This window comes from Candidatus Neoehrlichia procyonis str. RAC413, from assembly GCF_000964795.1.
Lineage (GTDB): Bacteria > Pseudomonadota > Alphaproteobacteria > Rickettsiales > Anaplasmataceae > Neoehrlichia > Neoehrlichia procyonis.
On sequence record NZ_LANX01000001.1, the window covers coordinates 535660 to 562653 of the forward strand.

Below are 26994 nucleotides of genomic sequence, written 5' to 3' on the forward strand. Positions count from 1 at the left end.
TATAATACCTAAAATTTAAAACCTAAATTTCTTAACTCATCCGCAAACACAGACACTATACCTATATATTTATAAGGTCCTTTATCAAAAACAAATTCCTGATAACAAGAACCTAAACTTTTTAAGCGTTCAGCTATTAATTCTGCAACAATTTTTACAGAATCTGCATTTACTTTTCTTTTAGCTATAGATAAAACGCTTGATTCTAGCGTTGAAGCAGAAGCTAACGTCCTGCTTTCTTTATCATTTATTAACTGAACATAAAAATGCCTATTTGACTTAAAAACAGATAAGCGCAACTTTGATAAATTCCTTTTTAATTTTGTCCTTACACGCTGCTTACGCTTTTGCATTCTCCTAACATCAGATAACATAATTATACCTTTAGTGTTTATTTTTTCTTATTAATTTCTTTTCTACGCATAACTTTTCCTTTAATAAAAATACCTTTACCTTTATAGACATTATACTTCCTTAATGAACATATTTCAGATGCTAGCATACTTACCCTCTCCTTGCTAATTCCATTAATAAGTATTTGTGTTGATTTTACACACTTAACATCAATATCATCAGGTACTGAATATATAATACCATGACTATATCCTACAGACACTAATAAAGATTTATCATTGTAATTCTCAACTTTATAACCAACACCTTTTACTTCCAATTCAGCACAAAATCCCTGACTATAGCCCTGAATTAAATTATTTATACAACTCCTATAAGTACCCCACATAGCTTTTGATTTAGCAAGTTTTTTATTATTAATTAAAAACAACTTACCATCTTGTATCTTACACTCAATTCCATAATTTAAAATAAAACTTGAACTTCCTTTACTACTACTTACAGTAACATTATTTTCTAATAATTCTACAGAAATATTTTGCGGAATTATTATAGGCATACTACCAATTCTAGACATGTTAATAACTCTCTAAAAAACACCACATAAAATTTCACCACCTATACCAAGCTTACGCGTATGATAATCTAGCATAATACCTTTAGAAGTAGAAACTATATATATACCCAACCCATTGTAAAATTTAGGCATTTTTTTAGCTGAAAAGTATACTCTTTTACCTGGCTTTGATATTCTAACAATTTTTTTAATTACAGGAATAGAATTAAAATACTTTAATTTAATTTTAAAAAACTTTATTTTAGGAGTTTTATATTCCTCAGTAAATTCTTCTATATATCCCTCTGCTAATAACATTTTCAGTATTGCTAAAATAACGCAAGAATAAGGTACTACAACTACCTTATTCATACCCATTTGACCATTACGAACAATTGTCAAAAAATTAGCAATAGGATCAGATAATGACATATTTTTACACCTCCTCTTTTTACCAGCTTGATTTTGTTAGCCCAGGTATTTGCCCTATTGCACCCAACTGACGTAATACAATACGTGAAACCTTAAATTTTCTATAATAACCTCTAGGTCTACCAGTAATTAAACACCTATTTCTTATTCTGATATAAGAAGAATCTCTTGGTAATTTTGAAAGCTTAATTTGTGCTAAGAATCTTTCATTCATAGAAAGAGATTGATCTTTAATTACAGCTTTTAACTGCTTTCTCTTAGCCTGCAACCTATTACAAATATCCATACGCTTATTATTTCTTTGTATTATAGATTTCTTAGACATACCTTTTCCTTAATTAATAAATGGAAAACCAAATTCCATTAGCAACAACTTAGCATCAAAGTCATTTACTGCACTTGTAACAACACTAACATCTAACCCAAGAACTTTTTCTATTTTATCATAATCAATTTCTAAAAAAGAAATATGTTCCTTAATACCAAAGGATATATTACCACATCCATCAAATTGTGCAACTGATAAACCCTTAAAGTCCTGCTCCCGAGGCAATACTATATATATTAATCTTTCTAAAAATTCATACATTCTTTTATTACGTAAGGTAACTTTACATCCCATTGCAAAACCTTGACGAATTTTAAACCCAGCTATAGACTTTCTTGCATAAGTTATTACAGGCTTTTGTGCTGCAATCAACGATAAATCACGTACACAAGAATTAATGAACTTATTATCAGTAGCTTTTACCCCTAAACCCATATTTAAACATACTTTAACAATTTTTGGTACCTGCATAACATTATCATAATTAAGCTTACTTTTGAGAGAACTTACTATGTGGTTTCTATATAAATCTTTTAACATATAAATTCCTAACTTATAACTTTTCCTGAGCACTTAGCAATACGCACTTTTTTATTATCAATAAACTTATACCCAATTTTTGTTTGAATACCAGTTTCAGAATCAAAAAATGCAACATTCGAAATATCGATCATTTTTTCAATATTAACGATTCCCCCTTTCTTATTCTGAGTAGCTTTAGTACTTTTTTTACATATATTAACACCAGATACTATAAGAAAGCAGCGCTTTTGCCCTGCAATACACTTCTTCTTAATCACTTTTATTACTTTACCTATTTTTCCTTTATCCTTTCCTGTTAAAATAATAACATCATCTCCACTAATAATTCTACTCATTACAATACCTCCACAGCCAAAGACATAACCTTTGAAAATAAACCAAAAGGTAATTTTTTAACTGGACCAAAAACCCTAGTGCCCAATGGATCACCTTGATCATTAATTAATACTACAGCATTACTTGAAAATCTTATTACAGTTCCATCAAGCTTACGTATAGACCCCTTAGTCCTTATAATTACAGCTCTATAAATTTTACCTTTCGCAACTTTACCCCTAGGATTAATAGCTTTAACTGAAACTACAATTATATCGCCAACTGATGACGACTTTTTACCACCTAATAACCCTATGCATAACACCTTACGAGCACCTGAATTATCTGCAACATCTAATAATGTATTCTTTTGTATCATAAAATAACCACTTAATTTACTACTATCCACCTTTTCATAGAAGAGATAGGTATATGCTCTTGAATTGTTACCACATCACCACATTTATATCTATTTTCTTCATCATGTACAATATAAGTCTTATATTTCTTCATAACCTTTTTATATATTTTATGATTTATCATATTAAAAACTGATACTTTTATAGTTTTATTACACTTCTTATCGATAACAATACCCGTTAAAATTTTTTTAGACATTATTTCTTTTTTTTCCTCCAATTTAACTCAGTAAGTATTCGTGCTATTTTTTTTCTAACAAACTTACAATGAGAATTATTAATAGACTTATCTAGCTTGCGATTAAAAATATCTTTTACTAATTCTTTTCGTAAAGACAACAACATATCATGCAGTTCCTCAAGAGATTTATTACTCACTTCATACATATTATTCATCATATAAACCTTAGAACTTACTATCAATAAATTTACATTTTATTGGTAATTTAGATTGAGCTTTTTGTAAAGCCTCCTTAGCTAAATCTAATGAAACACCACCAACTTCAAATAAAATTCTACCAGGCTTAACCTTACACACCCATACCTCAACACTACCCTTACCTTTCCCCATACGTACATCCATGGGCTTTTTACTAACAGGAATATGACAAAAAACCCTTATCCAAATTTTTCCTACACGCCTCAAAGCCCTAGCAATACTACGCCTAGCTGACTCAATTTGCTTGGATGTTAATCTTACAGGTTCTAAAGCCTTTAATCCATAAGAACCAAAAGCTAAACTATAACCCGCCTTAACGTCTCCACTAATACGTCCTTTAAAACTTTTCTTATATTTTGTTTTTTTTGGTACAAACATAATATTCTCTCATAACATCACTCAACACTAGATTTTGTGTCACCAACATAAACCCACACTTTTACACCTACAATACCATAAATAGTCTTTGCTTCTGCAAATCCATAATCTATATTTGCTCTAAAAGTATGTAATGGAACACTACCTTCTTTATACCACTCAGTTCTAGCAATTTCAGCACCACCCAATCTTCCTGCACAGCTAACCTTAATTCCTTTAGCTCCTAATTTTAAGCAATTCTGTACCCCTCTTTTCATTGCCCTTCTAAAAGAAACCCTCTTTTCTAGTTGCTGTGTAATACTTTCAGCAATCAACACTGCTTTCATTTCTGGCTTTTTTAGCTCAACTAAATGCAGTTCAACATTATTATTAATCATTTGTGTGATTCTTTGCTTTACTTTATCAATATCAGCACCTTTTTTCCCTATTATGACACCAGGCTTTGCAGAATGTATATTAATGATAATTACATCAACTTTTCTAGCAATAACAATCTTACTAATAGCAGCATGATAAAAAGTTTTTTTAATAAAATTACGCAATAAAAAATCCTCATGCAATTTTAAAGCATAATCTTTATTAGCATACCACAATGAATCCCATGTATTAACTATTTTTAACCTTAAACTAATAGGATTAGACTTTTGCCCCATAAACTATATCCTTTCTAACAATTTTATAATAACACTACCATAACATTTATTTATCCTACACGCCTTACCACGTGCCCTTGCATGAATTCTACGTAAAGAAAAAGCTTTTCCTACCAACACTTCTTTTATATAAAGATTATCTATATTAATATTATGGTTAACCTGAGCATTAGCAACTGCTGATTTTAAAACTTTTGCAATCAGTCCTGCAGCTTTTTTTTTGCAAAATGTTAAATACATTAACGCTACCCCTACATCCTTCCCTCTAATTAAATTAGCAACCAAATTTAATTTACTAGGTGTAGACCTTAACCCTATACCTTTAGCATTAACTACTAACATATTATTATTCATAAAGCTCCCCCTAATTATTTTTTCCTAGATACTTTTTTATCACTTGCATGACCTAAATAACGCCTTGTAGGGGAAAATTCACCAAATTTATGTCCAACCATATTATCAGTAACCTTTACAGGTACATAAGTTTTACCATTATATACTCCAAAAGTAAATCCTATGAACTTATTTAAAATAACAGAAGCCCTAGAATGAATATTTATAATAGCATTAGTTTTATTACTTGCAATAGCTTTATCAACTAACCGCAAAACATGCGCAGCACAAAAAGGAGGCTTTGTAATAGATCTAGACATAAATTTTACCTTTTAGCAGATGAACGCTTAATATACTTATTGCTTAACTTATTTTTCTTTCTTGTTTTCTTACCCTTTGTAGGAACACCCCACGGAGTAACAGGATTTCTACCACCAGAAGTTTTGCCTTCTCCCCCACCATGAGGGTGATCTATAGGATTCATTGCAACTCCACGAACAGTAGGCCTAATTCCTAACCACCTACTTCTCCCCGCTTTACCTAACTTTACATTCTGATTATCACCATTAGAAACTACCCCTATAGTAGCTCTACATGTTGACAAAACCTTTCTCAGTTCACCAGAACTTAATCTTAACAATACATATGGACCATCTTTACCCATAATTTGAGCATAATTACCAGCAGCCCTAGCAATAATTCCTCCATTACCTGGATATAATTCAATATTATGAACAAGCGCACCAACAGGTATACATTTCAATGATAAACAATTACCTAATAAAATATCAGAATCATCCCCTGATACTACAGTATCACCAACTTTCAATCCATTAGGAGCAATAATATAAGATTTTTCCCCATCGCTATATATCAAAAAAGCTAAAAAAGCTGTACGATTAGGATCATATTCTAACCTTTCAACAACTGCAGAAACACCAATCTTATTTCTTTTAAAATCAACCATTCTATAAAGAAGCTTATGTCTTCCACCCTTATGACGAACGGTAATAACTCCTCTAGCATTCCTTCCTCCACAGGAAGATTTGCGGACTACTAAAGACTTTTCAGGCTTACCTTTCCACAAAAATTTCTTATCTAATAAAACAGTACCACGTAAAGATGGAGTAACTGCATTTAAAGCTTTAATACCCATTTTATTACTTTATCTCCATATTTTTAAAATTTTGACCCTTTAACAAAGAAAAATAAATTTTTTTTCTATCCCCTCTTTTACCATAAATACCCTTGCAACGTTTCTTTTTGCCTTTTAACCTCAATGAACTAAGCTTTACTGCATCAACTTCAAAAACAAGTTTTATAGCTTTTTTAATTTGAAATTTACTAGAACGCACAGCAACATACAATGCATATTTACTAAACTTTTCACCTAATGATGCTATTTTTTCTGTAATAATAGGCGATTTTATAATAGAAAAATAATTAATCACAGCAATCTACCTTCTAAATATCTAACAGCACCTACAGTAAGCATAACACAATCATGGCGCAATAAGTCTAAAACATTAATACCTGCTTGCTTTAATAAATTAACATTATGCACATTATTACATGCACATCTAATCCCTTGATTATAATCTTCTGCAACAATCAAAAAAGATCTATAATCACTAAAATTATTAAAAAGCTTTAATAATTCCGCTGTCTTTTTTAAATTAACATCAACATTATCCAAAATCAACAACTTATTACAAGACTTTTTTAAAGACAAAGCTGATTTTAATCCTAAACAACGTACCTTTTTATTTAAAGAATATGAATGATCTCTAACAACTGGACCAAATATTACAGCACCACCTCTAAATTGAGGACTACGTAAACTACCTTGTCTTGCTTTACCAGTATGCTTTTGCTTATAAGGCTTAGCTGTAGTACCAATAATATCACTTATACCTTTTGTCTTATGATTTCCAAAACGCCTTTTAGATAATTGCCAATTTACTACCATTTGCAATATATCATACCTATGCTCTACATTAAATATTAAAGGATTTAACTCAAAAATTCCTTTATTTTCATTATGCAAACTTACTATATTAACTTCCATATACTATCTCATGTATTATTCAAATCCAATGCCATATCTACAAAAGAAGAAGCATTATTTAACACAGGATACTTAACAGCATCTCTTACAAAAACATAAGAATTCACTACTCCTGGAATATTATTACCTTTCACAATTAACAAAGATTTTTCATAATCCACTTGCAGAACTTTAATATTCTGAACCGTTACCTTACTATTACCTAAATGACCTGCCATCTTCTTACCCTTAAATACTCTACCAGGATCCTGACATTGCCCTGTAGAACCTGCAGAACGATGGGCTATAGATACACCATGAGAAGCTCTAAGTCCTTTAAAGTTATATCTCTTCATCACCCCAGCAAATCCTTTACCTACAGAATAACCTGTAACGTCAACACATTGACCTTCAATAAAATGATTAATCAATACTTTAAACCCTTGTTTTATATTATCTATGCTATCAACTCTAGATTCAAATAACTTACAATGAACATTTATATTATTTTTTTCTAGATATTTTATTTGAGGTTTTTTAAGATGAACAGAAGAACGTACACCCAATACAACTGCATTATAGCCATGAATCTTGCTATTTTTTAACCCCACAATGTAAGAATCCTCAAGATACAATAATGTTACAGCAATTCTCCTACCTTCAGAATTGAAAATTGCAGTAACACCTACTTTCTTCATCAATAAACCAATCCTTCTCCTAATCATTACTACTTCCCCCTATAACCTTCACTTTAACATCAACACCAGCAGGCAACTGTAAACTCATTAAAGCTTGAAGAATTGTAGAATTAGCCTTAGGAAGGCTAATTAAGCGCTTATGACTCCTGATCTCAAATTGTTCTCTTGATTTTTTATCAACATGAGTAGAGCGATTAACTATAAATTTCATAATTTTTCTAGGAAAGAAAATTGGCCCATTAACACGAGCTCCGCTTCTTTTTGCAGTTAAAATTATACTACGTGCAGACCTATCTAATAAACAATGGTCAAATGCTCTTAATTCAATATATATCTTTTGCGTTACCATAAAATTCACTTACTCCAAAATTTCAGTAATAATACCAGATCCAACAGTTCTTCCACCTTCACGTATTGCAAATCTTAATCCTTTTTCTATCGCAACTGCTTTATCTAAGCTTACTTCTATACTTAAATTATCACCAGGCATAACCATCTCTATTCCTTCTGCCAATTTTATACTACCAGTAACATCAGTAGTTCTTACATAAAACTGCGGCTGATAGTTTGAAAAAAATGGTGTATGCCTTCCACCTTCTTCTTTCTTTAATATATAAACTTCCGCCTTAAATCCATTGTACGAACGTATTTGCCCAGGTGCACTTAATACCTGACCTCTCTCAACATCCTCTTTCTTTATGCCCCTTAGCAAAATCCCTGCATTATCTCCTGCTTCCCCAGCACCTAATGCCTTGTGAAACATTTCAACACCTGTACATACAGTACTTTGAAGCTCCCTTAATCCTACTATCTCTACTTTATCTCCTACCCTTATAACTCCACGCTCTATTCTTCCTGTTACTACAGTACCTCTACCAGGTATAGAAAATACATCCTCTATTGACATCAAAAATGGCTTATCTTTTTCTCTTAGTGGTAATTCTATCTTCTCTAATGCTGCCATTAACTCCATTATCTTATCGCTCCACTCTCCATCAGCACCTTCATCCTCTAACGCCTTTATTGCTGATCCTCTTATTATGTCTATACTGCTTCCTTGATATCCGTAATTTGTTAATAGCTCTCTCATCTCCATCTCTACCAATTCCAGCATATCATTATCTGTAACAACATCACACTTATTTACCCATACAACTATATCTTTAACACCTACCTGCTTTGCTAATAATATATGCTCTCTTGTCTGCGGCATCGCTCCATCAGTAGCAGAAACTACTAATATTGCTATATCCATTTGCGCAGCACCTGTTATCATATTTTTTATGTAATCAGCGTGCCCAGGACAGTCAACATGCGCATAGTGTCTACTCTCTGTTTCATATTCTACGTGTGCCGTAGAAATCGTTATACCTCTTGCTTTCTCTTCAGGTGCCTTATCTATTTCATCGTACTTTACTACTTTATTCGCTCCACTTAATTTCTTTGCTAACACTGTAGTTAGCGCAGCTGTCAATGTTGTCTTACCATGATCAACATGCCCTATTGTACCTACATTAATGTGTGGCTTCCTAATATCTGTCATCTTTATACATTCCTTAACAAAATAATCAAAAAAAAGAGCGGATAGTGGGAATCGAACCCACACCTTTAGCTTGGAAGGCTATGACTCTACCACTAAGCTATACCCGCATATAACGTGGAGGAGGTAGGATTTGAACCTACGTACACATAAGTGGGCAGATTTACAGTCTGCTGCCTTTGACCACTCGGCCACTCCTCCCTTCCCATGGCATACTCAATACAATACTTGTAATACCACAAAATCAACAAAACAACACTAAAAAAATTCATTTAGAATTGATTTAACTAAATTAAACACTACAATATGTCAATACTTAAATTAACAAAAATTATAATTTATATCAAATAAAATGAATCATCGTATTAAAACAATGTGGATATATGGAAAACATACTTGCATCACAGCAATACAAAATCTTGATAGAACTTGCTATGAGCTTATCATCACAGAAAATTTTTTACAAAAGAATTCTGAAATTACTCAATATGCTAGCAAAAGAAATATCAAATTAAAAATTACAGATAATAATACGCTTAATACTATACTAGGCAGTAATGCTAACCACCAAGGGATAGCTTTAAAAGTAGATTCTATAATAAAAGATCGCACTGACATACACAACATAATCTCACGCACTAACAATAAAAATTCAACAATACTAATATTAGATCAAGTAACAGATGTTTATAATGTAGGATCTATTATTAGGTCATCAGCTTGTTTTAATGTGGATGCAGTTATTATTTCATATCATAACTCCCCATCGGAAAATTGTATTATTGCAAAAACATCAAGTGGAGCCATGGATTTAATACCAATTATTCAAGTCACAAATCTAGTACAAACGATACAAATTTTAAAAAAATCAGGATATTGGTGTTACGGATTAGATCTTCAAGCTAAACAATTGCTACATCAAGTAAATTTTTATAATAAAAAAGCAATTGTTTTAGGGTCAGAAGAAAAAGGTATTAGAAAACTTGTAAAAGAAAGTTGTGATTTTTTATTAAAAATTCCAATATCACAAAAAATCAATAGCCTGAATGTTTCAAATGCAGCAGCAATAGCTCTATATTACACTTATCATCAAAATTTATAAAGCAACAATGTTTAAAAATCGTAACAACTTTATTATTACCATTGATGGTCCTTCTTCTTCAGGTAAAGGAAGCTTAGCAAGAGAAATAGCTAAATTTTTTAATTTTAAATACCTTGATACAGGAAAATTATATAGAATTATAGCTACAAAATTTATTAATAACAATTTACATATAACACCAAATTTATCTATAGATCTTAATACAAAACAAAAGATATTTACATTATTAGAGGACAATAATAATTCATCACATTATAATAATGAACATATTGGTAAAATCGCCTCAATATTAGCAACAAATAAAATTATCCGATCTGCATTATTGCCTATACAGCGCGAATTTGCTTACTCATCATCAAATGGTGCAGTCTTAGATGGAAGAGATACATCTTCAGTAATTTGCCCTGATGCAAATGTTAAGATTTTCATTACTGCATATGCTTCAATAAGAGCAAAAAGAAGATTTAAAGAACTACAATCAAGCACAAAAGAAATGTATAAAAGCGTATTACACCATTTACTACAGCGAGATATACGAGATTATCACAGGAGTATTGCACCTTTAAAATGTGTAGAAAATGCATTATACTTAAATACTTCACACATGAGTAAAGAACTAGTATTTTTAGAAACAATAAAAAAAATAAAAACTTTCTTGTAAAGTTATATAAACAATAATATCATTTTAATGTTTTTCATTTATTATAAAATAATTAAGTGTAGGCTATTATGGACCAAGTAAAAACAACCTCACAAAACAACTCAGCAAGCATTAAGAAAATACATTCTAATAAATTTGTAAATTATGATTTCCAACTAGACAGTAAAAGCACACAAAATTTTACAGATGTGTTGTCTGAATTATTAAATGATAACTCAAAAGAAGGGGAAATCATCGAAGGAACTGTCATCTGCTTAGATAAAGATTATGTCACTATAGATGCAGGATTAAAGTCCGAAGGCATAGTATCATTAAAAGAGTTTGAACTGAGTGAAGATTATAAAGATATCAAGGTAGGCTCAAAAATTAAACTATATTTAGATAAAATTGAAGGAAGAAATGGAAACATAATTTTAAGCCGTGAAAAAGCAATTAGAGACGAATTATGGCAAAAGCTTGAAATAGCTGCGCAACAGAAATCCGATATTGAAGGTGTAATATTTAGCTCAATAAAATGCGGTTATACTGTTGATGTAGGTGGTGTTATAGCTTTCTTGCCAGCTAGCCATGTTGGCCTACGTCAAGTAAAAGATATTACCCCTCTTTTAGGAAAACAACAAAAGTTTCGTATTTTAAAAATGGATAAAAAGCAAGGGAACATTGTTGTATCACGAAAAGCTATACTAGAGGAATCACTTGCAGATGCAAAAGAGCTATTCTTAAGTCAACTTAATGAAGGAGATATTATAGAGGGAAAAGTAAAAAGCATTACTAAATACGGTGTGTTTATTGAAATACATGAATCACCCTCAGTTGGTGTAGTTGATGGGTTACTACATATTACTGACATATCATGGAGTAGAGTGAGCCATCCTTCAGCAGTATTTTCATGTGGTCAAACCGTAAAAGCACAAATTATAAAAATTGATAGAGAAAATAAAAAAATTTCACTTGGAGTAAAACAACTTGAAAAAAGTCCTTGGGCAAACATAGAGCAGCGTTATCCTATTGATAGTATACACAAGGGTACTATTACAAGCATTGAAGATTATGGTGTATTTGTTGAATTGGAAACAGGAATAGAGGGACTAGTTCACATATCAGAAATTAGCTGGACAAAAAACCTTCTTCCAATTAATCAGCTATTTATGAGAGGAGGAGAAGCTGAAGTAAAAATTCTTAGCATTGATACCAATAAAAATAGGATGAGCCTTAGTATTAAAAGATGTAAAAAAAATCCATGGGAATCTTTTATACTCAAACACCCCTTAGGATCAACTGTTCAAACAAAGATAAAAAACATTAGTAACCTTGGGATATTCGTTTCCTTTGTCGATGATACTCTTAATTCAGGTATTGAAGGATTAATTCGTTCCACAGAATTAAGCTGGTCAGGTTCACCAGAAGCTGCCCTTAAAAAATATAGTATTGGTGACATAGTAGAAGCAAAAATTTTAATGGTAAATGTTAATAAAAACAAAATCGATCTTGGCATAAAGCAAATTGAATATGATCCATTTGTTGAGTTGTTGAGAAAAACTAATTTAGGAGACAAACTTCCCGTTACTGTATCTAAGGTTTTGGAGGATATGGGATTATTAGTAGATGTATTTAACAATAGTTCAAGTAGTTTTAATGTATTAATTGAGCAAGAATATTTACCAGAAGGTAAAAAGTTCTTTCCCGGAGATAAAGTTGAAGCTGAAGTTTTGCTGATTGAAACTTATAATATGATATTATCATTAAAAGCAAACAATTAGGTAAGTTACGTGTCCGATCAATTAATAAAAATAGAAATTTTAAATTCACGTATAAAATTATGGCGTACGCTATCAGTTGTAATTATCTGTTTATCGCTATTATTAGTAAACTATGTTGATTTTTCAGGTCTTACAAAGATAGTTGGAATGCAATATATTGCACAAATTAACATTAACGAGCAAATTAGCCACAATAAAAGTAGAGATAATTTATTAAAACAGTTAGCAAAAAATGACAACGCTAAAGCCCTTATACTAATAATTGACAGTCCTGGTGGATCAGTAGTTGATAGTGAAATTTTATATCAGCAAATAAGAGATATTGCAGAAAAAAAACCAGTTGTTACTGTTCTTAACAATCTTGCAGCTTCAGGAGGATATATGGTAGCTATTGCAGCAGACCATATAATAGCTCACAGCAATACATTAACAGGATCTATCGGTGTCATAGCACAATATATCGGTTTTGAACCAATAGCAAAAAAACTCGGTATTTCTTTAAAATCTATAAAAACTTCTGAATTAAAAGCAGCTATGTCTCCTTTTGAGGATTTAACACCTAATGGGGAAAAGTACATGCAAAATATTGTAAACGAATCATACAATTTTTTCGTTGACTTAATAGTACATCGCAGACATTTAACAAAAGAATATGTTTTAAAAATAGCTGATGGGCGTTTATATACTGGTTCACAAGCATTTAAAATAGGACTTGTTGATCAAATTGGAGGAGAAAAAGATGCTATTATTTGGCTCAATACGCAACGAAATATTAAAACAAGCAGAATAAAAAACTTTAGTTATAAAAATATAGTAAGTAGTAGGACATTATTTTCGTCAATTACACAGTATATGTATACGTTACTACCACAATTCCAACACCTAGCGATCTATTAATTATGTCACTAAAATCACACTTAATTCAACGTATCTCTAAAAAAAATCCTTCTTTGGGAGAAGATATTGTGCTGCATATATTCGATATATTCTTTTCGTTAATAGTTGATAGCATAAAAAATAATAAAAGAGTTGAGCTAAGAGGTTTTGGTTCATTTTCCACTAAAAGTTATATAATAAAATCAAGTAATTCAAGGCTTATGAAGGATAAGTATCAAAAAATTTATTTTAGACCTAGTAATAAACTTATACAATTAATAAATCAACAATAACTGATTGGCTATTTATAAGTATATCTAGCTTCTCTTTATAGCAATATTAAAGGGGTTTAATGAGTGTAATGAAAAATTTTGATAATCTACAATACCTAGAAAAGTTAGAGAAAGCTTTCAATAAACTTGAAGATTACTTGATACAAAATATCAACAACCACAGGCCTATAAAAACTATACAATATGAAGAAGCAATAAAACTCTTAGCTATTGAAAAAAATAAGCTAGAACAACAACTTTTAGCAAAACAACAAGAATGTGATAATTGGAAAGCAACATGCAGTGAAGTAATAAGTAAATTAAACTTATCAATAGAAACCATTCAGTCTATTATCAAAAAGGAGCCATAATGACTGAACAAGATCACAATATACAACAAATTGTTGAAATAACAATTCATAATAATTTATACAAAGTTGCCTGTAATGCAAAGGAAAAGCCCCATCTAATTGAGTTAGCTAATAAATTCAATTCTTTAGTAAATGCTATATCAAATTCTGTAAAAAACAAAACACCTGACGCTTTAATCTTTTTATTAGCCGGATTAACTTTAGAAGATCAAATAGAAGAACTATCTCATGAACTAAAAAATACTCAAGAAGAACTATTAAAATATAAAACACAATATGAACAGTCATTACAAAAGCAGCACGCTATAGAAGAATATGTATCATATAGCTTATTAAGAATAGAAAAATTAATTTTGTACATTAAGAGTATTACCCCGCTAACAACAAACGATAATTCCTAATTTGTACAAACTACTTATCACAAAAAATAAAAGATATCTTTTATTTTAAATACATACAGCAATTTTATTTTTTCTTTACCACCTCTTTTAAACAAAACCACTTAACAAAAATTATATATTAATTAGTAAACAAATAACAAATTTACGTTATCTAATACAAATAATCAATTCAGTGAGCAAATGAACATTGACACACTACAATAAAAAAATTACTATAATTTAAGTAAATATAATAGCACGTATGCCATAATATAAGGATTGAGTAATATATGTCAGCTCTTCAATTTAAAAATTCAATTTTGTGTAGTTTTAAAGGTTTTTTCATTTTTAATGTAGCTGCTTTATCTACAATACAGTATTCTTTATTCTTAAAATTTTTCAATCATAATACGCAAGATCATAAAAAATATGATAATGAATACAGCCATGCTTTTGCACAAGTAAAAAGACATATTATTCCTTTTAGCGAAGTGTTAATTGTAATGCCAATCGTATTTTTGCTTTGCAATTTATGCAGCGCCCAAGCAACACCATTATTTTATTCTGCATGCTTAGGAATATGTATTGCTATAATGATAGCCGTGTGTTTCACTTTACGAAGGTTAAATATAGTTTCGGACTGCTGTAGTGCTATATTGCATCCTATTTATAGTGATAGCATTTTTATAAAATTTTCACAAATAAACCCACAAAAGAGTTGTTGTAATAATATACAATCAAATACAGAGCAATATTCAGCTATTGACCCTAATATATCTAATACATCACATTCATATTTAAAGTTTTATTTGTTTTTATTGTTAACGTTACCAATAAAAATTCTTTTAATTCCTATGGAATTAAGTCTTGCTATCTTAAATATTATCGAACTTCCTTTTAGTTTTATATTTGATATAATAAATAACTGTAAATCTCCACAAGAATCTGCATTTCATGAATCAAAAGCTAATCTTGTTTTGTCACAAAGCTTTTTCTTAGCATTTCTAAAAGATATAATATCAGTTTTGACTTTAGGTATTTCAGAACTAATACGAAAAAATAAAGACTTTAATAAAACACAAGTTATTACTAAAGATACAACAATTGAAAAATCTATATCCACTAGCAGTCTAATACAAAAAATAGTAAAAAATTAAAGTTATTTATGAAAAAAAAAGTAGCTGTTGTATTATTTAACTTAGGCGGGCCTGAAAAGCTATCTGATGTTAAGTCATTCTTATTCAGTTTATTTTACGATAAAAATATCATTTGTATAATAAACCCTTTTAGATTTCTTATAGCAAAGCTAATAGCATATTATAGAGAAAAATCTGCAATAAAAATATATAAAAAGCTTACTAATGAAAAATCTCCATTACTTGAAGAAACAAATTTACAAGCAGTAACACTCGAAAAATATTTAAACTTTAATCAAAATAATAACATATATAAAGTATTTGTATGCATGCGTCATACTAAACCATGTGCTAAAACAATAGTTTCATCAGTTATTAATTTTTTACCACACAAAATTATTCTCCTACCCCTGTATCCTCAATACTCAAGCACTACAACTCTATCATCAATCAAAGATTGGCATTACCATATAAGTAAATCAAAACACCAATTTCCAACTAAAATAATATGCTGCTACTATAACAATAGCTATTACATTAAAGCTTACTGTCAGTTAATACATAAAGAATACACAAGAGCAATAACAATCCATAATTCTCCTAGAATATTATTCTCTGCACATAGTTTACCAATAAGTATAGTCAAAAAAGGTGATCCTTACCATAAACAAATACAGTACAGTGCATCTATGATTGTAAAGACTTTAAATATAAAATCTCTTGATTGGATTGTATGTTATCAAAGTAAAATTGGATATCTAAAATGGTTAGAACCCTGCACTAAATCAGAAATTTTAAGAGCACAACAAGATAATGTTCCTATAATAATCGTTCCTATTTCTTTTGTATCGGAAAATTCTGAAACTCTTTTCGAACTTGATATAGAGTATCGATCATTATTACCACAAACATTATATTTTCGTGTTCCAACATTAAAAATTAACAAGCTTTTTATTCAATGTTTAAAAGACTTATGCACTAATAATCAAACACAGCATTCACAACTTCAGTGTTCTAATAATTACAAGATGTGCTGGCACAATATGCAAGAAAAGATTATTAAGCTATAAATATACACACTTAAATAACAAAATGTGCATATATCCATCAAAAAACTATCTTTAAATTTAGTATAAGGTAAGTATTGTTAACGTTAATATAATTATAAACAAACTAAACTTTAAGAAACACCTATCGACACTTAATAATTCCTCATATTTAAAAATTTTTACAACTGAAAAAGTAATTAGTATAAAATTACTGTAAAAAACAATTCTACAAAAACATAACCTTTAAAAAAATGAGTCATATGATTTTGTTAACAAAAGACACATTCAACAACATACACCATATATAATTTGCAAATTTTAAAGTTAAAAATTATATATTATGATATTCAGTATAGAACATATTAACAATCGTATATATAAGTATTCAAAGCATAGTATATATATGCTACAAAGATTCTCAAATTCAGCATATTCTAAAAATATTGGTAGAAAAGAGACAACTAACTTATCTTTATACCAAATTATAAGCAATGTACTGCCTGTATCATTATCATAGAATAAAACTCGTAGAGAGAAATCATATAAAGATCATGAATAATAAAACATAAAAAATTTATCTCATAACCTACAATAAGCTTGTGATCTCATCTCAGCTAACCTTGAAATTGTACGCTGAAAATCTACAGGAATTACATTCAAATAATACAAATTCTCCAAATCTGTAGCTAATGAACAAAATATTTTATTCTTATTCTCATATAATTCATCTACTAATACAGTAAACCTGCGCATTTCATTTTGATTATACAAATTAAAAACCGGTACATTTGCAATGAAAATTACTGAAAAATTTTTAGCAATAATATGATAATCATCTACCCATAAAGGCGTACTATTTCCACATAAATCTTGAAAATCAAACCATACAACATTATTGCACACTTTATAAATATTAATTTTTCTATTATTCACATCTAAAACCAAAGACCTACATACTTTACCATTAGTAAACTCCACAAAAACTTCTTGTAACTTATTACTAGAATTTTTCCCAATATAATACACTTCTTGATTATCATCTTTTAACAAGCGATAATCTTGTTGACCACATAAATGTATTATTTCCATATGTTGAGTTATTATAGACGAAACTGTAGGCATAAAAGATTCGTATTGAACACCATCCTCATATAGCTCTGTAGGGGAATAATTTGAAGTTGCCATTATTACAATATTGTGAGAAAACAATACTGAAAATAGCTTACGTAATATCATAGCATCACATATATCATACACTTGTATTTCATCCAAATACAGTAAATCTATATCCTTTATAATAAATTTAGCAATCTTTGCCACAGGATCTTTTACAGATTTATACCGCAGTTCATGTAACAAACCATGAATACTGCTCATAAAATTATTAAAATGCACTCTCTTCTTACGTTTTATACTACAATTATTATAATATAAGCTCACCAATAATGACTTGCCTCGTCCTACTTTTCCATATACATATAACCCTTTCTTTTTTTTCAGAGACAAAAAACGTAAGTATTTTGGCAGTATATTATCATACAATGCCAATCTTTTTAGCAAATTAATTTGTTCTTGATCATAAGTCATTTTACATGTATCAATCATGTCATAATACTTAGAAAAGATACGAGATCGACTCACAATAACCCAATATATCTACCTACCTATAAATAGTACACTAAGGTTAATTACATACCATAATTTTTATTATATATATCATCACACAACCATTAAGTAACCACAAGTACTTGATTATTTACTATTTAAAACCTTAAGCATAACTTTACGTGCTTTCTTTCTCACATAAACAGGGCTATATCCTGCAAAATAACATACTGTAATAAAATCATCATGTAAATCATTAATCCAATTAAAAGCTTTTATCTTTTCTAACTTATTCTCTGTTCTTTTATAATTAGAATTTAAATCAATCATAGCCTGTAATATAACTGCTCCCCATAACGAACTATACCTTTTTTGTTCTTCTAATAATTCATTACTTTCTAAATTATTAGAACAATGTATATCATACATATCGTAATATTCATAAGAATTTAATACATCAGTATCCATTTTTAACCTCTTTGGTGAAAATATTAGCTTATTCAACACTTATGAAAGACAAAAAATCAAGGTATGTATCAAATATTTTTATTTTTTTTATATGACTTTTCTAATTAAAAAATATGATTAATCATAATAAAATATCTTTTATTCTAATATTCGATACTTATTATGATATAATTATATGATATATTTATCATGAACCTGATCAAAAAATTATCTTATAACTTTAAAACAGGTACTTTAGATACTTATATAAGTAAAATATTACCAAATTCTTTACGCTTTTTTTTGTAACTTATTTTTTGTGCTCGATAATACAAAAACTCACTAAACCGTTAACGCTAAAATAAAACAAAAAATTTAAAAAATAATAACATGCCATATATAATAACTACTACAATAAATCATAATTATTACAACAGTTATTATCTTTTATTATTATAAAAAACATACAACTTCATACTGATATAGTAGACAACAATAGCTTACAGAAAATCAAATCTATTAATAATTAACCCATCACTACTAAACTAAATAAATTGCTAGATATTAAAGCTATAGCAATAAATATATGTATGTAATACACAATTAATATGCTATCTCTCTATTTTATAATTAACTACTAAATAACCTTTCTCTCGACAAATAGTAATACAAATATAACTTCTACTTATGATTTAATTCGCTAAAAAAACCTCATCATGATGTTAAATTGTTAAAAAATCCCACAAAAATTTTGCCCTACTTAATAGTACATAAAATAATAAACAAAACAACCTCACTTCAAATTATCAAGATATTAAATATTATGATAAGATAATAACACAATTCAATAATAAACTATTGATTAAAAAAAATATTATACTCAAGCAAATCTCTATTGCATTTCAATAACAGCATCGATAATATCTGTTCTGTCACTTTGTACAGCAATACCTAAAGGTGTTTCAGATTGATAATTATTAACACCAATGCCAGAACCTAAAGACAAAAGAAATCTTACTACGTCTATATTACCCTTCCTGATAGCATATAACAATAAATTATCACCCCTATCTTGTGTACGTAAATCCTCTAATATGGTAGTTACATTAACCCCCAAATTCTCAAGTTTATAAATTACAGCCCTCAACCCAGAAACATCATTATCATTTACACAATAAAACGCCTGTTGATAATAATCATGTAAAGACGCTACTCTAGGTAAATGACTATTATTTTGATCATAACTATCTACTTCAATGGATTCTATAGCATTTCTATAAAATAGCCACTTATCTGATAATAATTGTCCACTATTTAAATTCTTCCATTCACTTGCAATTTTGTTATTACTACTAAGTATTAATGATTTATCTTGTAAATTATTAGCATCATTATTTTCTATCATCTCTTTCTCGTTACTTAACTTCTCATCTTGTAAATCAGCATCTTCCTTATTGATAACATCATTTTCATCTATATTTTCCAAAGTTTGATCATGCTTACTTTTTTTATCATCTTTTTCTTTCTTATCTTTTTTTTGCTCTTTGTTTTTTTTTACATCATCCATTAATTTATTACTATCATTCCCATGTAATTTTTGGTCATCTTCTATATTTTTTTCATCATTAAGTAAATCATGACCATCATTAAGTTTTTGTTCATCATCACTAAAATCACCAGACTCAGAATGCACATCTTCTTCATGTTTTAATGCATCAACATTATGATTTACACCAATATCATCATTTTTAATATCATTGTCTTTATCAACAAGTGATTTACTAATGCTCAGCATATCATAATCATTTACTTTTTTATCTTCATGTGACTCAGAAGCAATACTATCCATGAGCCCTACCATTGTTAATAATGCTGCTGTAACGAAAAACTTTTTCATATCTATACCTTCTTAATGTTTATATTGAATACTATAAAAATACTTATATACCAGTAGTACTAGTTTTACCATTAAAATATAATTTATTATTAACTTTAAAATTAAAGACATGCAGCATTTTACATTAAACATTGTTAAAACTGCGACTAACCCTAGTAGTGAATTTACATGGATTAGTGCATCAGCCGGTACTGGTAAAACCAGAATACTAACGCACAGAATTCTAAGGTTACTTATTGCAGGCAAAACAAAAATACTTTGTCTAACTTTCACAAATGCTGCTGCTTACGAAATAAAAGAAAGAGTATACAAAACAGCCATCAAATGGATGTCCATGTCACAACAAGAATTAAGCCTAGCACTTAAAGAAATATGCCATGATGATCTTGATAAACAACGCTATAAAGATGCCCAAAAGTTATTCTTTAATATACACAGCTTACTTACAATACAGACAATACACAGTTTTTGCTATAATCTTATATCTGCATTCCCTACTGAAACTGGTATTTCACAGAACTACACAATAAAAGACATTTCAGAATCTTATCCAAAAATTTTTAAAAAATTATTTCTAGAACAAAACATAAAGCATCACTTTGAAGCAATATCTACAGAATTAACAGAAAGCATAATATACAACTTGCTATATAAAATCATCAGCAAAAAATTTAATAAAAACTACATATATAAAAAATACAAGAACACTATACTAAATACAAATTTTAACTCTACTGCATATACATTAATTAACATTTTACAAAATGGAAGCACAAGAGACAAAAAAATCAGCTACCAACTTTCTGAATGGTATAATTTATCACAAAGCGATAAACTAACTAAAATCAAGGATTATGCTAAAATATTTATTAACCTATCAAATTTTGAAAGAAAACCTTTATCATCAATAATAACTAAAAATACTTTAGAACAATTTCCAGAAGCAGAAAACATTATTATAAATGAGCAAGAAAATATAGCTAAATTCATAGAGCAATTCGATAATTATCAAATAATACATCGTACATATCACCTAATAAAAATTGCAGAACAATTTACTAACATATATACAAAAGATAAACAGCGTAATAGATATCTAGATCATAATGATATAATTCATTTAACGCTTAACTTAATGACAAATATTTATTACAAAGACTGGATATTATTCCAGTTAGATCAAAAAATAAATCATATCCTCATTGATGAGGCACAAGATAATAGTTTAGAACAATGGGAAATTATTACACAACTATGTAATGAGTTTTTTTCTGGGACTGGAACAACAAATGAAAAACGCTCTCTATTTGTCGTTGGAGATATCAAACAGTCTATATACAGTTTTCAAAATGCAAGACCTGATTACTTCTATCCCATGTGTCAATACTTTGCAAATAAAAGTACCAATCCTACAATAATAAAATTAAACACATCTTTTCGGTCAGCACAGCCTATATTGACACTTGTAGATAAAATTTTTAACAATTTTCAAGAACAAATATCTTTTGAAAAGCGTAAAATAGAACATATAGCCTATAGAAAAAACGATTATGGATATGTTGAAGTATGGCCTTTACCTATAATAGACATACAAGCTAAAAAAGATGCATGGAATCAGTTACATATTCAATCTAACAATCATACTCAACAACTTGCATCAACTATTGCACACAAAATTCATTCATGGATAACAATGAAAAGAACTTTAATATCAAAACATCGCCCTATAACAGCAGGAGATATTTTAGTACTAGTACGTCATAGAAATACCTTTATTGATTACCTAACTGAAGAATTAAGAAAATTTAATATTCCAGTTTCCGGCAGAGATAAGTTTAATATTATGGACCATATAGTAATTAAAGATTTAGTAAATCTTGGAGAATTCTTATTGCTACAAAAGAACGATATGTCTCTGGCAAATCTACTTAAATCGCCAATATTTAAATTTACAGAAGAGCAATTATTTAACCTTAGCTATCCTAAAAACCACAAACATTTATGGGACGCTTTACAACTGAACTTTACTGAAATATCAAATTATTTAAAGCAACTAATAAACATTTCAAAACATTATAGTCCTTTAGATCTATACCATTACATTTTATCAAAGCATAAACAACAATTTATTAAATGTATGGGTACATCAGTTACAGAAGTAATAGACGAATTTATAAATTTATTAATAAAATTTGAAACTAATAATTTAAGTTCCCTTGAGTCATTTATACATTGGATTAAACATACAAATCCAGAAGTAAAAAGGGATCTTAGTAACATAAATAACTCTATCAGTATCATGACCGTACATAATGCAAAAGGAATGCAATTCCCTATAGTATTTTTAACAGATACAACAAGTATACCAAGAAGTGATTCTCAAATAATTTTTGATGAACAAAATACACCTTTTTGGTGTCGCAACAATGTTAATAATAAGCTTACAATACTAAAAAATAAAAGAAATTTGGAAGAATATAACGAGTATATAAGATTACTTTATGTAGCACTTACAAGAGCAGAAGATGAATTATACATTACAGGAGAAAATCATCCACATGATAAGTCGTGGTATAACATTATCTCAAATATTAGTGACATATATACAAAGAAATCCATAGAACTACCTCCAATGTTCACAAGCAAAGTTAATGTTCTATGTATAGAACACAACTAAACAAAAAAGTTTATGTTCTTACATATATATGTATCATTTAAATAAATACAACTAAATGGCCTTACAGACAAAACAACTGAAATATTCCTATTAAAAAAATTACAATTTCCTACTCAACCAATATAAGCCTTTACTTATAAGATTTTATTAATAACTTACTAGTGAGTAATTTGTTTGTAAAAACACTTTAAGCATTTTATTATATAAAATACTAAAGCTTTAAATTTATAGATTAACCCCTCCCCCTTAATAATAAGAAACGCCATAATTTCAACTGCAATCATATAAAATGCTTTATAAAGTTACGCCACCAAATAACAAATTAATAAAGTGCATTATTTTATGATTACAAAGATAAAATTTAAAATAATCTTATTATAAAAGACTCTGTAAATGTTAGTAACCTAATACATTTTTCTAATACATAGCATCTTATAGCAACTCATATTAAATTTAGTATTACCGTTAACATTAATTTACTTTTTATAGGACGCCATATTTTCGCGTCTAATTACTTAATGTGGGTACAAATGCAGTAATTATTTAAATTTAACAATATTAATTTATTAATATCTCCTATTTTAAAAAATTATAACATTTGATCCTGTCAATTTTCTATCTTCCAAGTCTTTATGAGCTTTTCCCATTTCATTAAACTTATACATTTTATTCACACTAACATTAATATAGCCTCTTTTTATCATTTCAAAAATTTCTATAGCACTTAATCCTAATTCAAGTCTTGACCGTTTATAATGATGTATTATAGGAGAGCTAACAAATAATGACCTTGAACTTAACATAGCTATACTAATATTCGAAATAGGACCGGATATTTGTCCATAAGAAACATATAAGCCAAAAACACACAAAGACTCAAAAGCCTTTTTATGTGTTATTAACCCTATAGGATCATAAGCTACATTAACACCAGCTCCTTTTGTAATATCCATAACTCTATTTACAAAATCATCATTATTATAGTTTATTACATGCGAACATCCATATTTTCGTGCCATATCTATATGGTAATCAGAACTTACTGCACCTATAACTTGACATCCTTTATATACTGCCCATTGACATAATATTTGACTAATACCTCCAGTCATACCATAAACCAAGGCAAAAGTTTTTGGACGTACATCATAAACCCGATGAATAAGATAATGGGCAGTCATACCTTTTAATAAAACTGCTGCAGCTACTTCATCCGTAATACTATCATGAATTTTAAATAGGTATTTTTGATTAATAACTCTTATTTCAGAATAGGCTCCACCATGAACTGTACAATAGCCAACACGATCACCTACACTTAATGCTTCAGTAGCGCTACCTAATTTTTCTACAACACCTACTGCCTCAACTCCTAAAATAGTAGGCAAATTTTTATTTTTCCGTATACCACTACGATACTCAACATCATAACGATTTAGCCCTATAGCTGTATGTCTAACTAATACTTCATATTCAGCAGGATCTTTTACATTAACATTAGTATATTTTAAAACATCAGGACCACCTACCTTATTAATAATAATAGCTTTTACCATCTTTTTGCTCAACTCAACTAAAAGTAAAATTATAATAAACCATATTTACATTAAATAATAACTCCTAATAAAAATTAGCCATATTATTATCGTTATACAAAAATATGTAATAATCTTTATACATTACTATATATACCATCTCTACAATATAACCCATATCTAGTAAAAAATTTATTATAACCACTAACATAAATAATCTTCACATCAAAAGAAAATCTAACTATATTTTAAGAGTTATTATAATTTTTGTATAAACTCCCATTATTATGAAATCTTCTTATTAACAAAAAGCATAATCAATATGCAAAGTAACCTATTTATTACATTTATTCACTATTCATTATTTACTATTTTATTATCCTGCCTAACAACTGTATTTTCTATATTACTCTTTTGTTTATCAGTATCTTTTTTATTATCTGATGTTTTAGATTGTGTAAATTGACTCATAATTTCATCTCTAGGGCCCATAGCACCCATTATACCATCATTCATCACAATAATTTTGGTAACAGCATTTAATAATTGAACTTTATGCGTCATAATAAAAGTAGTGATTTTGTTATCCTGTGCATATCGCAGTGCATTAACTAATCTTCCTTCAGAAGCACCATCCAAATTAGCATTTGGCTCATCAAGAACTAAAAGTCTGACATCTCCATAAAAAGCTCTAGCTAGACCTAGCATTTGCTTTTGGCCGCCAGATAAAACAATACTCCCACTACCAATAATTGTATCATATCCATTTTGTAATCCTAATATCATTTCATGAATTCCAGCAATTTTAGCAGCTTTAATAACTTTTTCAGGTTCAGGATCAGCAACCATCCTAGCAATATTCACTTTTACTGTAGCATTAAATAATTCCACATCTTGAGGTAAATACCCAATATAATTACCAAAGTTTTCTCTATTCCATGTATAAACATCAGCACCATCTAATCTAACAACCCCAGATATCGGTTTCCACACTCCTACAAGTAATTTTGCCATTGTTGATTTTCCAGATGCACTTGCACCTATAACTCCCACAATATCTCCAGGGTCTACAGTAAAAGATAAACCTTTAATAGTAGGTTTATTCCCACCATATGGTGTAAAAAATACACGCTCAAAAGTAACTACACCTCTTGGGGAAGGTAAAACCATAGATTGTTCCCTTTTAGGGGATGCTAACAATAAAGCCTGTAATCTCCTATAAGATATCCTCGCTGCAAGCAGCATTTTCCATGTATTAATAGCAGCTTCAAATGGAGCTAAAGCTCTCCCCATTAAAATTGATGCTGCAATAATTCCTCCAGCCGTTTTATGTCCGTTTACAGCTAATAATGCACCTATGCCTATTACTGAAATCTGCAAAATCGATCTAGTAAACTTTGTAATACCCATAATAATATTAGAACGGTTCTGCGCTTTTATTTGCATTTTTCTATTTTGAGAATTTTTCTGCGACCAATCAGCAACTATATGTTTAACCATCCCCATGGCTTCTACCACCTCAGCATTACGACTTGCTATATCAATAGCATTAATATTTCGCACATTCTCTTCGTGAGATTCTTGAAGTATCTTCTTTGTAGCTAATTCATTCCATACTGCCATTAATGTTAACAATACAATCCCTAATATTGCTATATAACCAGTAATATAATGTATCATAAATATTGCAATTAAATATAATATTGCCCAAGGCATATCAAATAACGAAAATATCCCAAATCCTGTAATAAATCCTTTTACATTTCCTAAATCACGTATTACTTCACCGCTTGAAGTAGAAGACTTAATTGATGTTAAGCTAATTGACTTTACAATTAAATCTGGCACCACTTCTTTATCTATCCAATCTGCAACTCTTGACATAGCTAAAGAGCGGCATATTTCTAAAATTGATGAGCATGCAAATGCTCCTATTGTAATTAAGCTTAACATTGTTAACGTAGATATACTACCACTTGAAAGTACTCTATCTAAAACTTGAGAAGTATAAAGAGGCAAAAACAACATTAGTAAATTAATAGCAGAACTAAACCAAAAAATAAACCAAAATACACTTTTACATTTATCTAATGTGCAATATAACACACTTTTTTTCAATTCCTTTATTGCAGTCAAATTAAAGCTTACACCATCCACAAATATACCTCTAAAGTTAATAATAATATTTATT

Annotated in this window: 34 protein-coding genes and 2 tRNA genes; 10 read left to right on the top strand and 26 right to left on the bottom strand. The window is 29.2% G+C overall.

Annotated features, from left to right (window positions below):
• Positions 1-8: 8 nt before the first annotated feature.
• The 21 genes from rplR to NLO413_RS01990 form a co-directional block, all read right to left on the bottom strand.
• The gene (gene rplR / locus NLO413_RS01890; protein WP_045808852.1) at positions 9-374 is read right to left on the bottom strand and encodes a 50S ribosomal protein L18; all 366 of its coding nucleotides are present in this window, start codon (positions 372-374) and stop codon (positions 9-11) included.
• 17 nt (positions 375-391) lie between these two features.
• Positions 392-931 (bottom strand): 50S ribosomal protein L6, encoded by a 540-nt coding sequence (gene rplF, locus NLO413_RS01895; protein ID WP_045808853.1) that lies wholly within the window; start codon positions 929-931, stop codon positions 392-394.
• Positions 932-943: 12 nt separating this feature from the next.
• Positions 944-1342: a 30S ribosomal protein S8 gene (gene rpsH, locus NLO413_RS01900; RefSeq protein ID WP_045808854.1), complete on the bottom strand. Its 399-nt coding sequence runs from the start codon at positions 1340-1342 to the stop codon at positions 944-946.
• Positions 1343-1361: 19 nt separating this feature from the next.
• Positions 1362-1667 carry a 30S ribosomal protein S14 gene (gene rpsN, locus NLO413_RS01905; RefSeq protein WP_045808855.1) on the bottom strand — a complete coding sequence of 102 codons (306 nt, stop codon included), beginning with the start codon at positions 1665-1667 and terminating at the stop codon, positions 1362-1364.
• A gap of 9 nt (positions 1668-1676) precedes the next feature.
• Positions 1677-2210, bottom strand: coding sequence for a 50S ribosomal protein L5 (rplE, locus tag NLO413_RS01910; protein ID WP_045808856.1), 534 nt, complete (start codon positions 2208-2210; stop codon positions 1677-1679).
• A gap of 8 nt (positions 2211-2218) precedes the next feature.
• Positions 2219-2548, bottom strand: coding sequence for a 50S ribosomal protein L24 (gene rplX / locus NLO413_RS01915; RefSeq protein WP_045808857.1), 330 nt, complete (start codon positions 2546-2548; stop codon positions 2219-2221).
• Positions 2548-2907 (bottom strand): 50S ribosomal protein L14, encoded by a 360-nt coding sequence (gene rplN, locus NLO413_RS01920; protein WP_045809355.1) that lies wholly within the window; start codon positions 2905-2907, stop codon positions 2548-2550. The genes rplX and rplN overlap by 1 nt, the downstream gene beginning before the upstream one ends.
• An 11-nt stretch (positions 2908-2918) precedes the next feature.
• A complete protein-coding gene (rpsQ, locus tag NLO413_RS01925) occupies positions 2919-3146 on the bottom strand; it encodes a 30S ribosomal protein S17 (RefSeq protein ID WP_045808858.1) in 228 nt (75 codons plus the stop codon).
• A complete protein-coding gene (gene rpmC / locus NLO413_RS01930) occupies positions 3146-3346 on the bottom strand; it encodes a 50S ribosomal protein L29 (protein WP_084229796.1) in 201 nt (66 codons plus the stop codon). The genes rpsQ and rpmC overlap by 1 nt, the downstream gene beginning before the upstream one ends.
• Before the next feature lie 7 nt (positions 3347-3353).
• On the bottom strand, positions 3354-3764 hold the full coding sequence (gene rplP, locus NLO413_RS01935; RefSeq protein WP_045808860.1) for a 50S ribosomal protein L16: 411 nt from the start codon (positions 3762-3764) through the stop codon (positions 3354-3356).
• A gap of 17 nt (positions 3765-3781) precedes the next feature.
• The gene (gene rpsC, locus NLO413_RS01940; RefSeq protein ID WP_045808861.1) at positions 3782-4417 is read right to left on the bottom strand and encodes a 30S ribosomal protein S3; all 636 of its coding nucleotides are present in this window, start codon (positions 4415-4417) and stop codon (positions 3782-3784) included.
• Positions 4418-4420: 3 nt separating this feature from the next.
• Positions 4421-4771: a 50S ribosomal protein L22 gene (gene rplV, locus NLO413_RS01945; protein ID WP_052690371.1), complete on the bottom strand. Its 351-nt coding sequence runs from the start codon at positions 4769-4771 to the stop codon at positions 4421-4423.
• 14 nt (positions 4772-4785) lie between these two features.
• Positions 4786-5070 (bottom strand): 30S ribosomal protein S19, encoded by a 285-nt coding sequence (gene rpsS, locus NLO413_RS01950; RefSeq protein ID WP_045808862.1) that lies wholly within the window; start codon positions 5068-5070, stop codon positions 4786-4788.
• Between the two features lie 5 nt (positions 5071-5075).
• The gene (rplB, locus tag NLO413_RS01955) at positions 5076-5906 is read right to left on the bottom strand and encodes a 50S ribosomal protein L2 (protein ID WP_045808863.1); all 831 of its coding nucleotides are present in this window, start codon (positions 5904-5906) and stop codon (positions 5076-5078) included.
• Positions 5907-5910: 4 nt separating this feature from the next.
• The gene (locus tag NLO413_RS01960; protein ID WP_052690372.1) at positions 5911-6201 is read right to left on the bottom strand and encodes a 50S ribosomal protein L23; all 291 of its coding nucleotides are present in this window, start codon (positions 6199-6201) and stop codon (positions 5911-5913) included.
• Complete coding sequence (gene rplD, locus NLO413_RS01965) at positions 6198-6818, bottom strand: 50S ribosomal protein L4 (protein WP_045808865.1); 621 nt, start codon at positions 6816-6818, stop codon at positions 6198-6200. Before rplD ends, NLO413_RS01960 begins: the two co-directional genes overlap by 4 nt.
• A gap of 8 nt (positions 6819-6826) precedes the next feature.
• On the bottom strand, positions 6827-7522 hold the full coding sequence (gene rplC, locus NLO413_RS01970; protein WP_045808866.1) for a 50S ribosomal protein L3: 696 nt from the start codon (positions 7520-7522) through the stop codon (positions 6827-6829).
• Positions 7515-7844, bottom strand: coding sequence for a 30S ribosomal protein S10 (gene rpsJ, locus NLO413_RS01975; RefSeq protein ID WP_045809357.1), 330 nt, complete (start codon positions 7842-7844; stop codon positions 7515-7517). The genes rplC and rpsJ overlap by 8 nt, the downstream gene beginning before the upstream one ends.
• A 9-nt stretch (positions 7845-7853) precedes the next feature.
• The gene (gene tuf, locus NLO413_RS01980) at positions 7854-9038 is read right to left on the bottom strand and encodes an elongation factor Tu (protein WP_045809358.1); all 1185 of its coding nucleotides are present in this window, start codon (positions 9036-9038) and stop codon (positions 7854-7856) included.
• Between the two features lie 36 nt (positions 9039-9074).
• Positions 9075-9145, bottom strand: a tRNA-Gly gene (locus tag NLO413_RS01985).
• 8 nt (positions 9146-9153) lie between these two features.
• Positions 9154-9236: transfer RNA gene (locus NLO413_RS01990), tRNA-Tyr, on the bottom strand.
• 151 nt (positions 9237-9387) lie between these two features.
• Here NLO413_RS01990 and rlmB point away from each other — a divergent pair.
• From rlmB to hemH, 9 genes are all read left to right on the top strand, one after another.
• Positions 9388-10137, top strand: a complete 750-nt coding sequence (gene rlmB, locus NLO413_RS01995) for a 23S rRNA (guanosine(2251)-2'-O)-methyltransferase RlmB (RefSeq protein ID WP_045808867.1) — start codon at positions 9388-9390, stop codon at positions 10135-10137.
• 7 nt (positions 10138-10144) lie between these two features.
• Positions 10145-10798, top strand: a complete 654-nt coding sequence (cmk, locus tag NLO413_RS02000; RefSeq protein ID WP_045808868.1) for a (d)CMP kinase — start codon at positions 10145-10147, stop codon at positions 10796-10798.
• Between the two features lie 68 nt (positions 10799-10866).
• On the top strand, positions 10867-12558 hold the full coding sequence (locus tag NLO413_RS02005; protein WP_045808869.1) for a 30S ribosomal protein S1: 1692 nt from the start codon (positions 10867-10869) through the stop codon (positions 12556-12558).
• A 9-nt stretch (positions 12559-12567) separates the two neighbouring features.
• Positions 12568-13455 carry a signal peptide peptidase SppA gene (sppA, locus tag NLO413_RS02010; RefSeq protein ID WP_045808870.1) on the top strand — a complete coding sequence of 296 codons (888 nt, stop codon included), beginning with the start codon at positions 12568-12570 and terminating at the stop codon, positions 13453-13455.
• A 2-nt stretch (positions 13456-13457) separates the two neighbouring features.
• Positions 13458-13727 (top strand): HU family DNA-binding protein, encoded by a 270-nt coding sequence (locus NLO413_RS02015; RefSeq protein WP_045808871.1) that lies wholly within the window; start codon positions 13458-13460, stop codon positions 13725-13727.
• A 68-nt stretch (positions 13728-13795) separates the two neighbouring features.
• Positions 13796-14077, top strand: a complete 282-nt coding sequence (locus NLO413_RS02020; protein WP_198138892.1) for a DUF4164 domain-containing protein — start codon at positions 13796-13798, stop codon at positions 14075-14077.
• The gene (locus tag NLO413_RS02025; protein ID WP_045808873.1) at positions 14077-14478 is read left to right on the top strand and encodes a cell division protein ZapA; all 402 of its coding nucleotides are present in this window, start codon (positions 14077-14079) and stop codon (positions 14476-14478) included. Before NLO413_RS02020 ends, NLO413_RS02025 begins: the two co-directional genes overlap by 1 nt.
• A 269-nt stretch (positions 14479-14747) precedes the next feature.
• Entirely contained in the window at positions 14748-15614 is an 867-nt protein-coding gene (locus NLO413_RS02030) for a hypothetical protein (protein ID WP_045808874.1), read from the top strand.
• Positions 15615-15622: 8 nt separating this feature from the next.
• Positions 15623-16663: a ferrochelatase gene (gene hemH, locus NLO413_RS02035; RefSeq protein WP_084229798.1), complete on the top strand. Its 1041-nt coding sequence runs from the start codon at positions 15623-15625 to the stop codon at positions 16661-16663.
• A 558-nt stretch (positions 16664-17221) separates the two neighbouring features.
• Here hemH and zapE read toward each other — a convergent pair.
• The 3 genes from zapE to NLO413_RS04925 form a co-directional block, all read right to left on the bottom strand.
• Complete coding sequence (gene zapE, locus NLO413_RS02040) at positions 17222-18283, bottom strand: cell division protein ZapE (protein ID WP_232295897.1); 1062 nt, start codon at positions 18281-18283, stop codon at positions 17222-17224.
• Positions 18284-18394: 111 nt separating this feature from the next.
• The gene (locus tag NLO413_RS02045) at positions 18395-18715 is read right to left on the bottom strand and encodes a hypothetical protein (RefSeq protein WP_045808876.1); all 321 of its coding nucleotides are present in this window, start codon (positions 18713-18715) and stop codon (positions 18395-18397) included.
• Positions 18716-19586: 871 nt separating this feature from the next.
• Positions 19587-20591 (bottom strand): ankyrin repeat domain-containing protein, encoded by a 1005-nt coding sequence (locus tag NLO413_RS04925; RefSeq protein WP_232295898.1) that lies wholly within the window; start codon positions 20589-20591, stop codon positions 19587-19589.
• A gap of 109 nt (positions 20592-20700) precedes the next feature.
• Between NLO413_RS04925 and NLO413_RS02055 the strand changes: the two genes are divergently transcribed.
• Positions 20701-23268: a UvrD-helicase domain-containing protein gene (locus tag NLO413_RS02055; protein ID WP_045808877.1), complete on the top strand. Its 2568-nt coding sequence runs from the start codon at positions 20701-20703 to the stop codon at positions 23266-23268.
• Between the two features lie 581 nt (positions 23269-23849).
• Here NLO413_RS02055 and NLO413_RS02060 read toward each other — a convergent pair.
• Entirely contained in the window at positions 23850-24824 is a 975-nt protein-coding gene (locus NLO413_RS02060) for a quinone oxidoreductase family protein (protein ID WP_045808878.1), read from the bottom strand.
• Between the two features lie 333 nt (positions 24825-25157).
• Positions 25158-26960, bottom strand: coding sequence for a type I secretion system permease/ATPase (locus tag NLO413_RS02065; RefSeq protein WP_045808879.1), 1803 nt, complete (start codon positions 26958-26960; stop codon positions 25158-25160).
• Positions 26961-26994 lie beyond the last annotated feature (34 nt).

Coding starts and splice junctions, on each gene's coding strand:
- rplR (WP_045808852.1), bottom strand. CDS start 374: ATGTTATCTGATGTTAGGAGAATGCAAAAGCGTAAGCAGCGTGTAAGG.
- rplF (WP_045808853.1), bottom strand. CDS start 931: ATGTCTAGAATTGGTAGTATGCCTATAATAATTCCGCAAAATATTTCT.
- rpsH (WP_045808854.1), bottom strand. CDS start 1,342: ATGTCATTATCTGATCCTATTGCTAATTTTTTGACAATTGTTCGTAAT.
- rpsN (WP_045808855.1), bottom strand. CDS start 1,667: ATGTCTAAGAAATCTATAATACAAAGAAATAATAAGCGTATGGATATT.
- rplE (WP_045808856.1), bottom strand. CDS start 2,210: ATGTTAAAAGATTTATATAGAAACCACATAGTAAGTTCTCTCAAAAGT.
- rplX (WP_045808857.1), bottom strand. CDS start 2,548: ATGAGTAGAATTATTAGTGGAGATGATGTTATTATTTTAACAGGAAAG.
- rplN (WP_045809355.1), bottom strand. CDS start 2,907: ATGATACAAAAGAATACATTATTAGATGTTGCAGATAATTCAGGTGCT.
- rpsQ (WP_045808858.1), bottom strand. CDS start 3,146: ATGTCTAAAAAAATTTTAACGGGTATTGTTATCGATAAGAAGTGTAAT.
- rpmC (WP_084229796.1), bottom strand. CDS start 3,346: ATGATGAATAATATGTATGAAGTGAGTAATAAATCTCTTGAGGAACTG.
- rplP (WP_045808860.1), bottom strand. CDS start 3,764: ATGTTTGTACCAAAAAAAACAAAATATAAGAAAAGTTTTAAAGGACGT.
- rpsC (WP_045808861.1), bottom strand. CDS start 4,417: ATGGGGCAAAAGTCTAATCCTATTAGTTTAAGGTTAAAAATAGTTAAT.
- rplV (WP_052690371.1), bottom strand. CDS start 4,771: ATGAATAATAATATGTTAGTAGTTAATGCTAAAGGTATAGGGTTAAGG.
- rpsS (WP_045808862.1), bottom strand. CDS start 5,070: ATGTCTAGATCTATTACAAAGCCTCCTTTTTGTGCTGCGCATGTTTTG.
- rplB (WP_045808863.1), bottom strand. CDS start 5,906: ATGGGTATTAAAGCTTTAAATGCAGTTACTCCATCTTTACGTGGTACT.
- rplD (WP_045808865.1), bottom strand. CDS start 6,818: ATGGAAGTTAATATAGTAAGTTTGCATAATGAAAATAAAGGAATTTTT.
- rplC (WP_045808866.1), bottom strand. CDS start 7,522: ATGATTAGGAGAAGGATTGGTTTATTGATGAAGAAAGTAGGTGTTACT.
- rpsJ (WP_045809357.1), bottom strand. CDS start 7,844: ATGGTAACGCAAAAGATATATATTGAATTAAGAGCATTTGACCATTGT.
- tuf (WP_045809358.1), bottom strand. CDS start 9,038: ATGACAGATATTAGGAAGCCACACATTAATGTAGGTACAATAGGGCAT.
- rlmB (WP_045808867.1), top strand. CDS start 9,388: ATGAATCATCGTATTAAAACAATGTGGATATATGGAAAACATACTTGC.
- cmk (WP_045808868.1), top strand. CDS start 10,145: ATGTTTAAAAATCGTAACAACTTTATTATTACCATTGATGGTCCTTCT.
- NLO413_RS02005 (WP_045808869.1), top strand. CDS start 10,867: ATGGACCAAGTAAAAACAACCTCACAAAACAACTCAGCAAGCATTAAG.
- NLO413_RS02015 (WP_045808871.1), top strand. CDS start 13,458: ATGTCACTAAAATCACACTTAATTCAACGTATCTCTAAAAAAAATCCT.
- NLO413_RS02020 (WP_198138892.1), top strand. CDS start 13,796: ATGAAAAATTTTGATAATCTACAATACCTAGAAAAGTTAGAGAAAGCT.
- NLO413_RS02025 (WP_045808873.1), top strand. CDS start 14,077: ATGACTGAACAAGATCACAATATACAACAAATTGTTGAAATAACAATT.
- NLO413_RS02030 (WP_045808874.1), top strand. CDS start 14,748: ATGTCAGCTCTTCAATTTAAAAATTCAATTTTGTGTAGTTTTAAAGGT.
- hemH (WP_084229798.1), top strand. CDS start 15,623: ATGAAAAAAAAAGTAGCTGTTGTATTATTTAACTTAGGCGGGCCTGAA.
- NLO413_RS02045 (WP_045808876.1), bottom strand. CDS start 18,715: ATGGATACTGATGTATTAAATTCTTATGAATATTACGATATGTATGAT.
- NLO413_RS04925 (WP_232295898.1), bottom strand. CDS start 20,591: ATGAAAAAGTTTTTCGTTACAGCAGCATTATTAACAATGGTAGGGCTC.
- NLO413_RS02055 (WP_045808877.1), top strand. CDS start 20,701: ATGCAGCATTTTACATTAAACATTGTTAAAACTGCGACTAACCCTAGT.
- NLO413_RS02060 (WP_045808878.1), bottom strand. CDS start 24,824: ATGGTAAAAGCTATTATTATTAATAAGGTAGGTGGTCCTGATGTTTTA.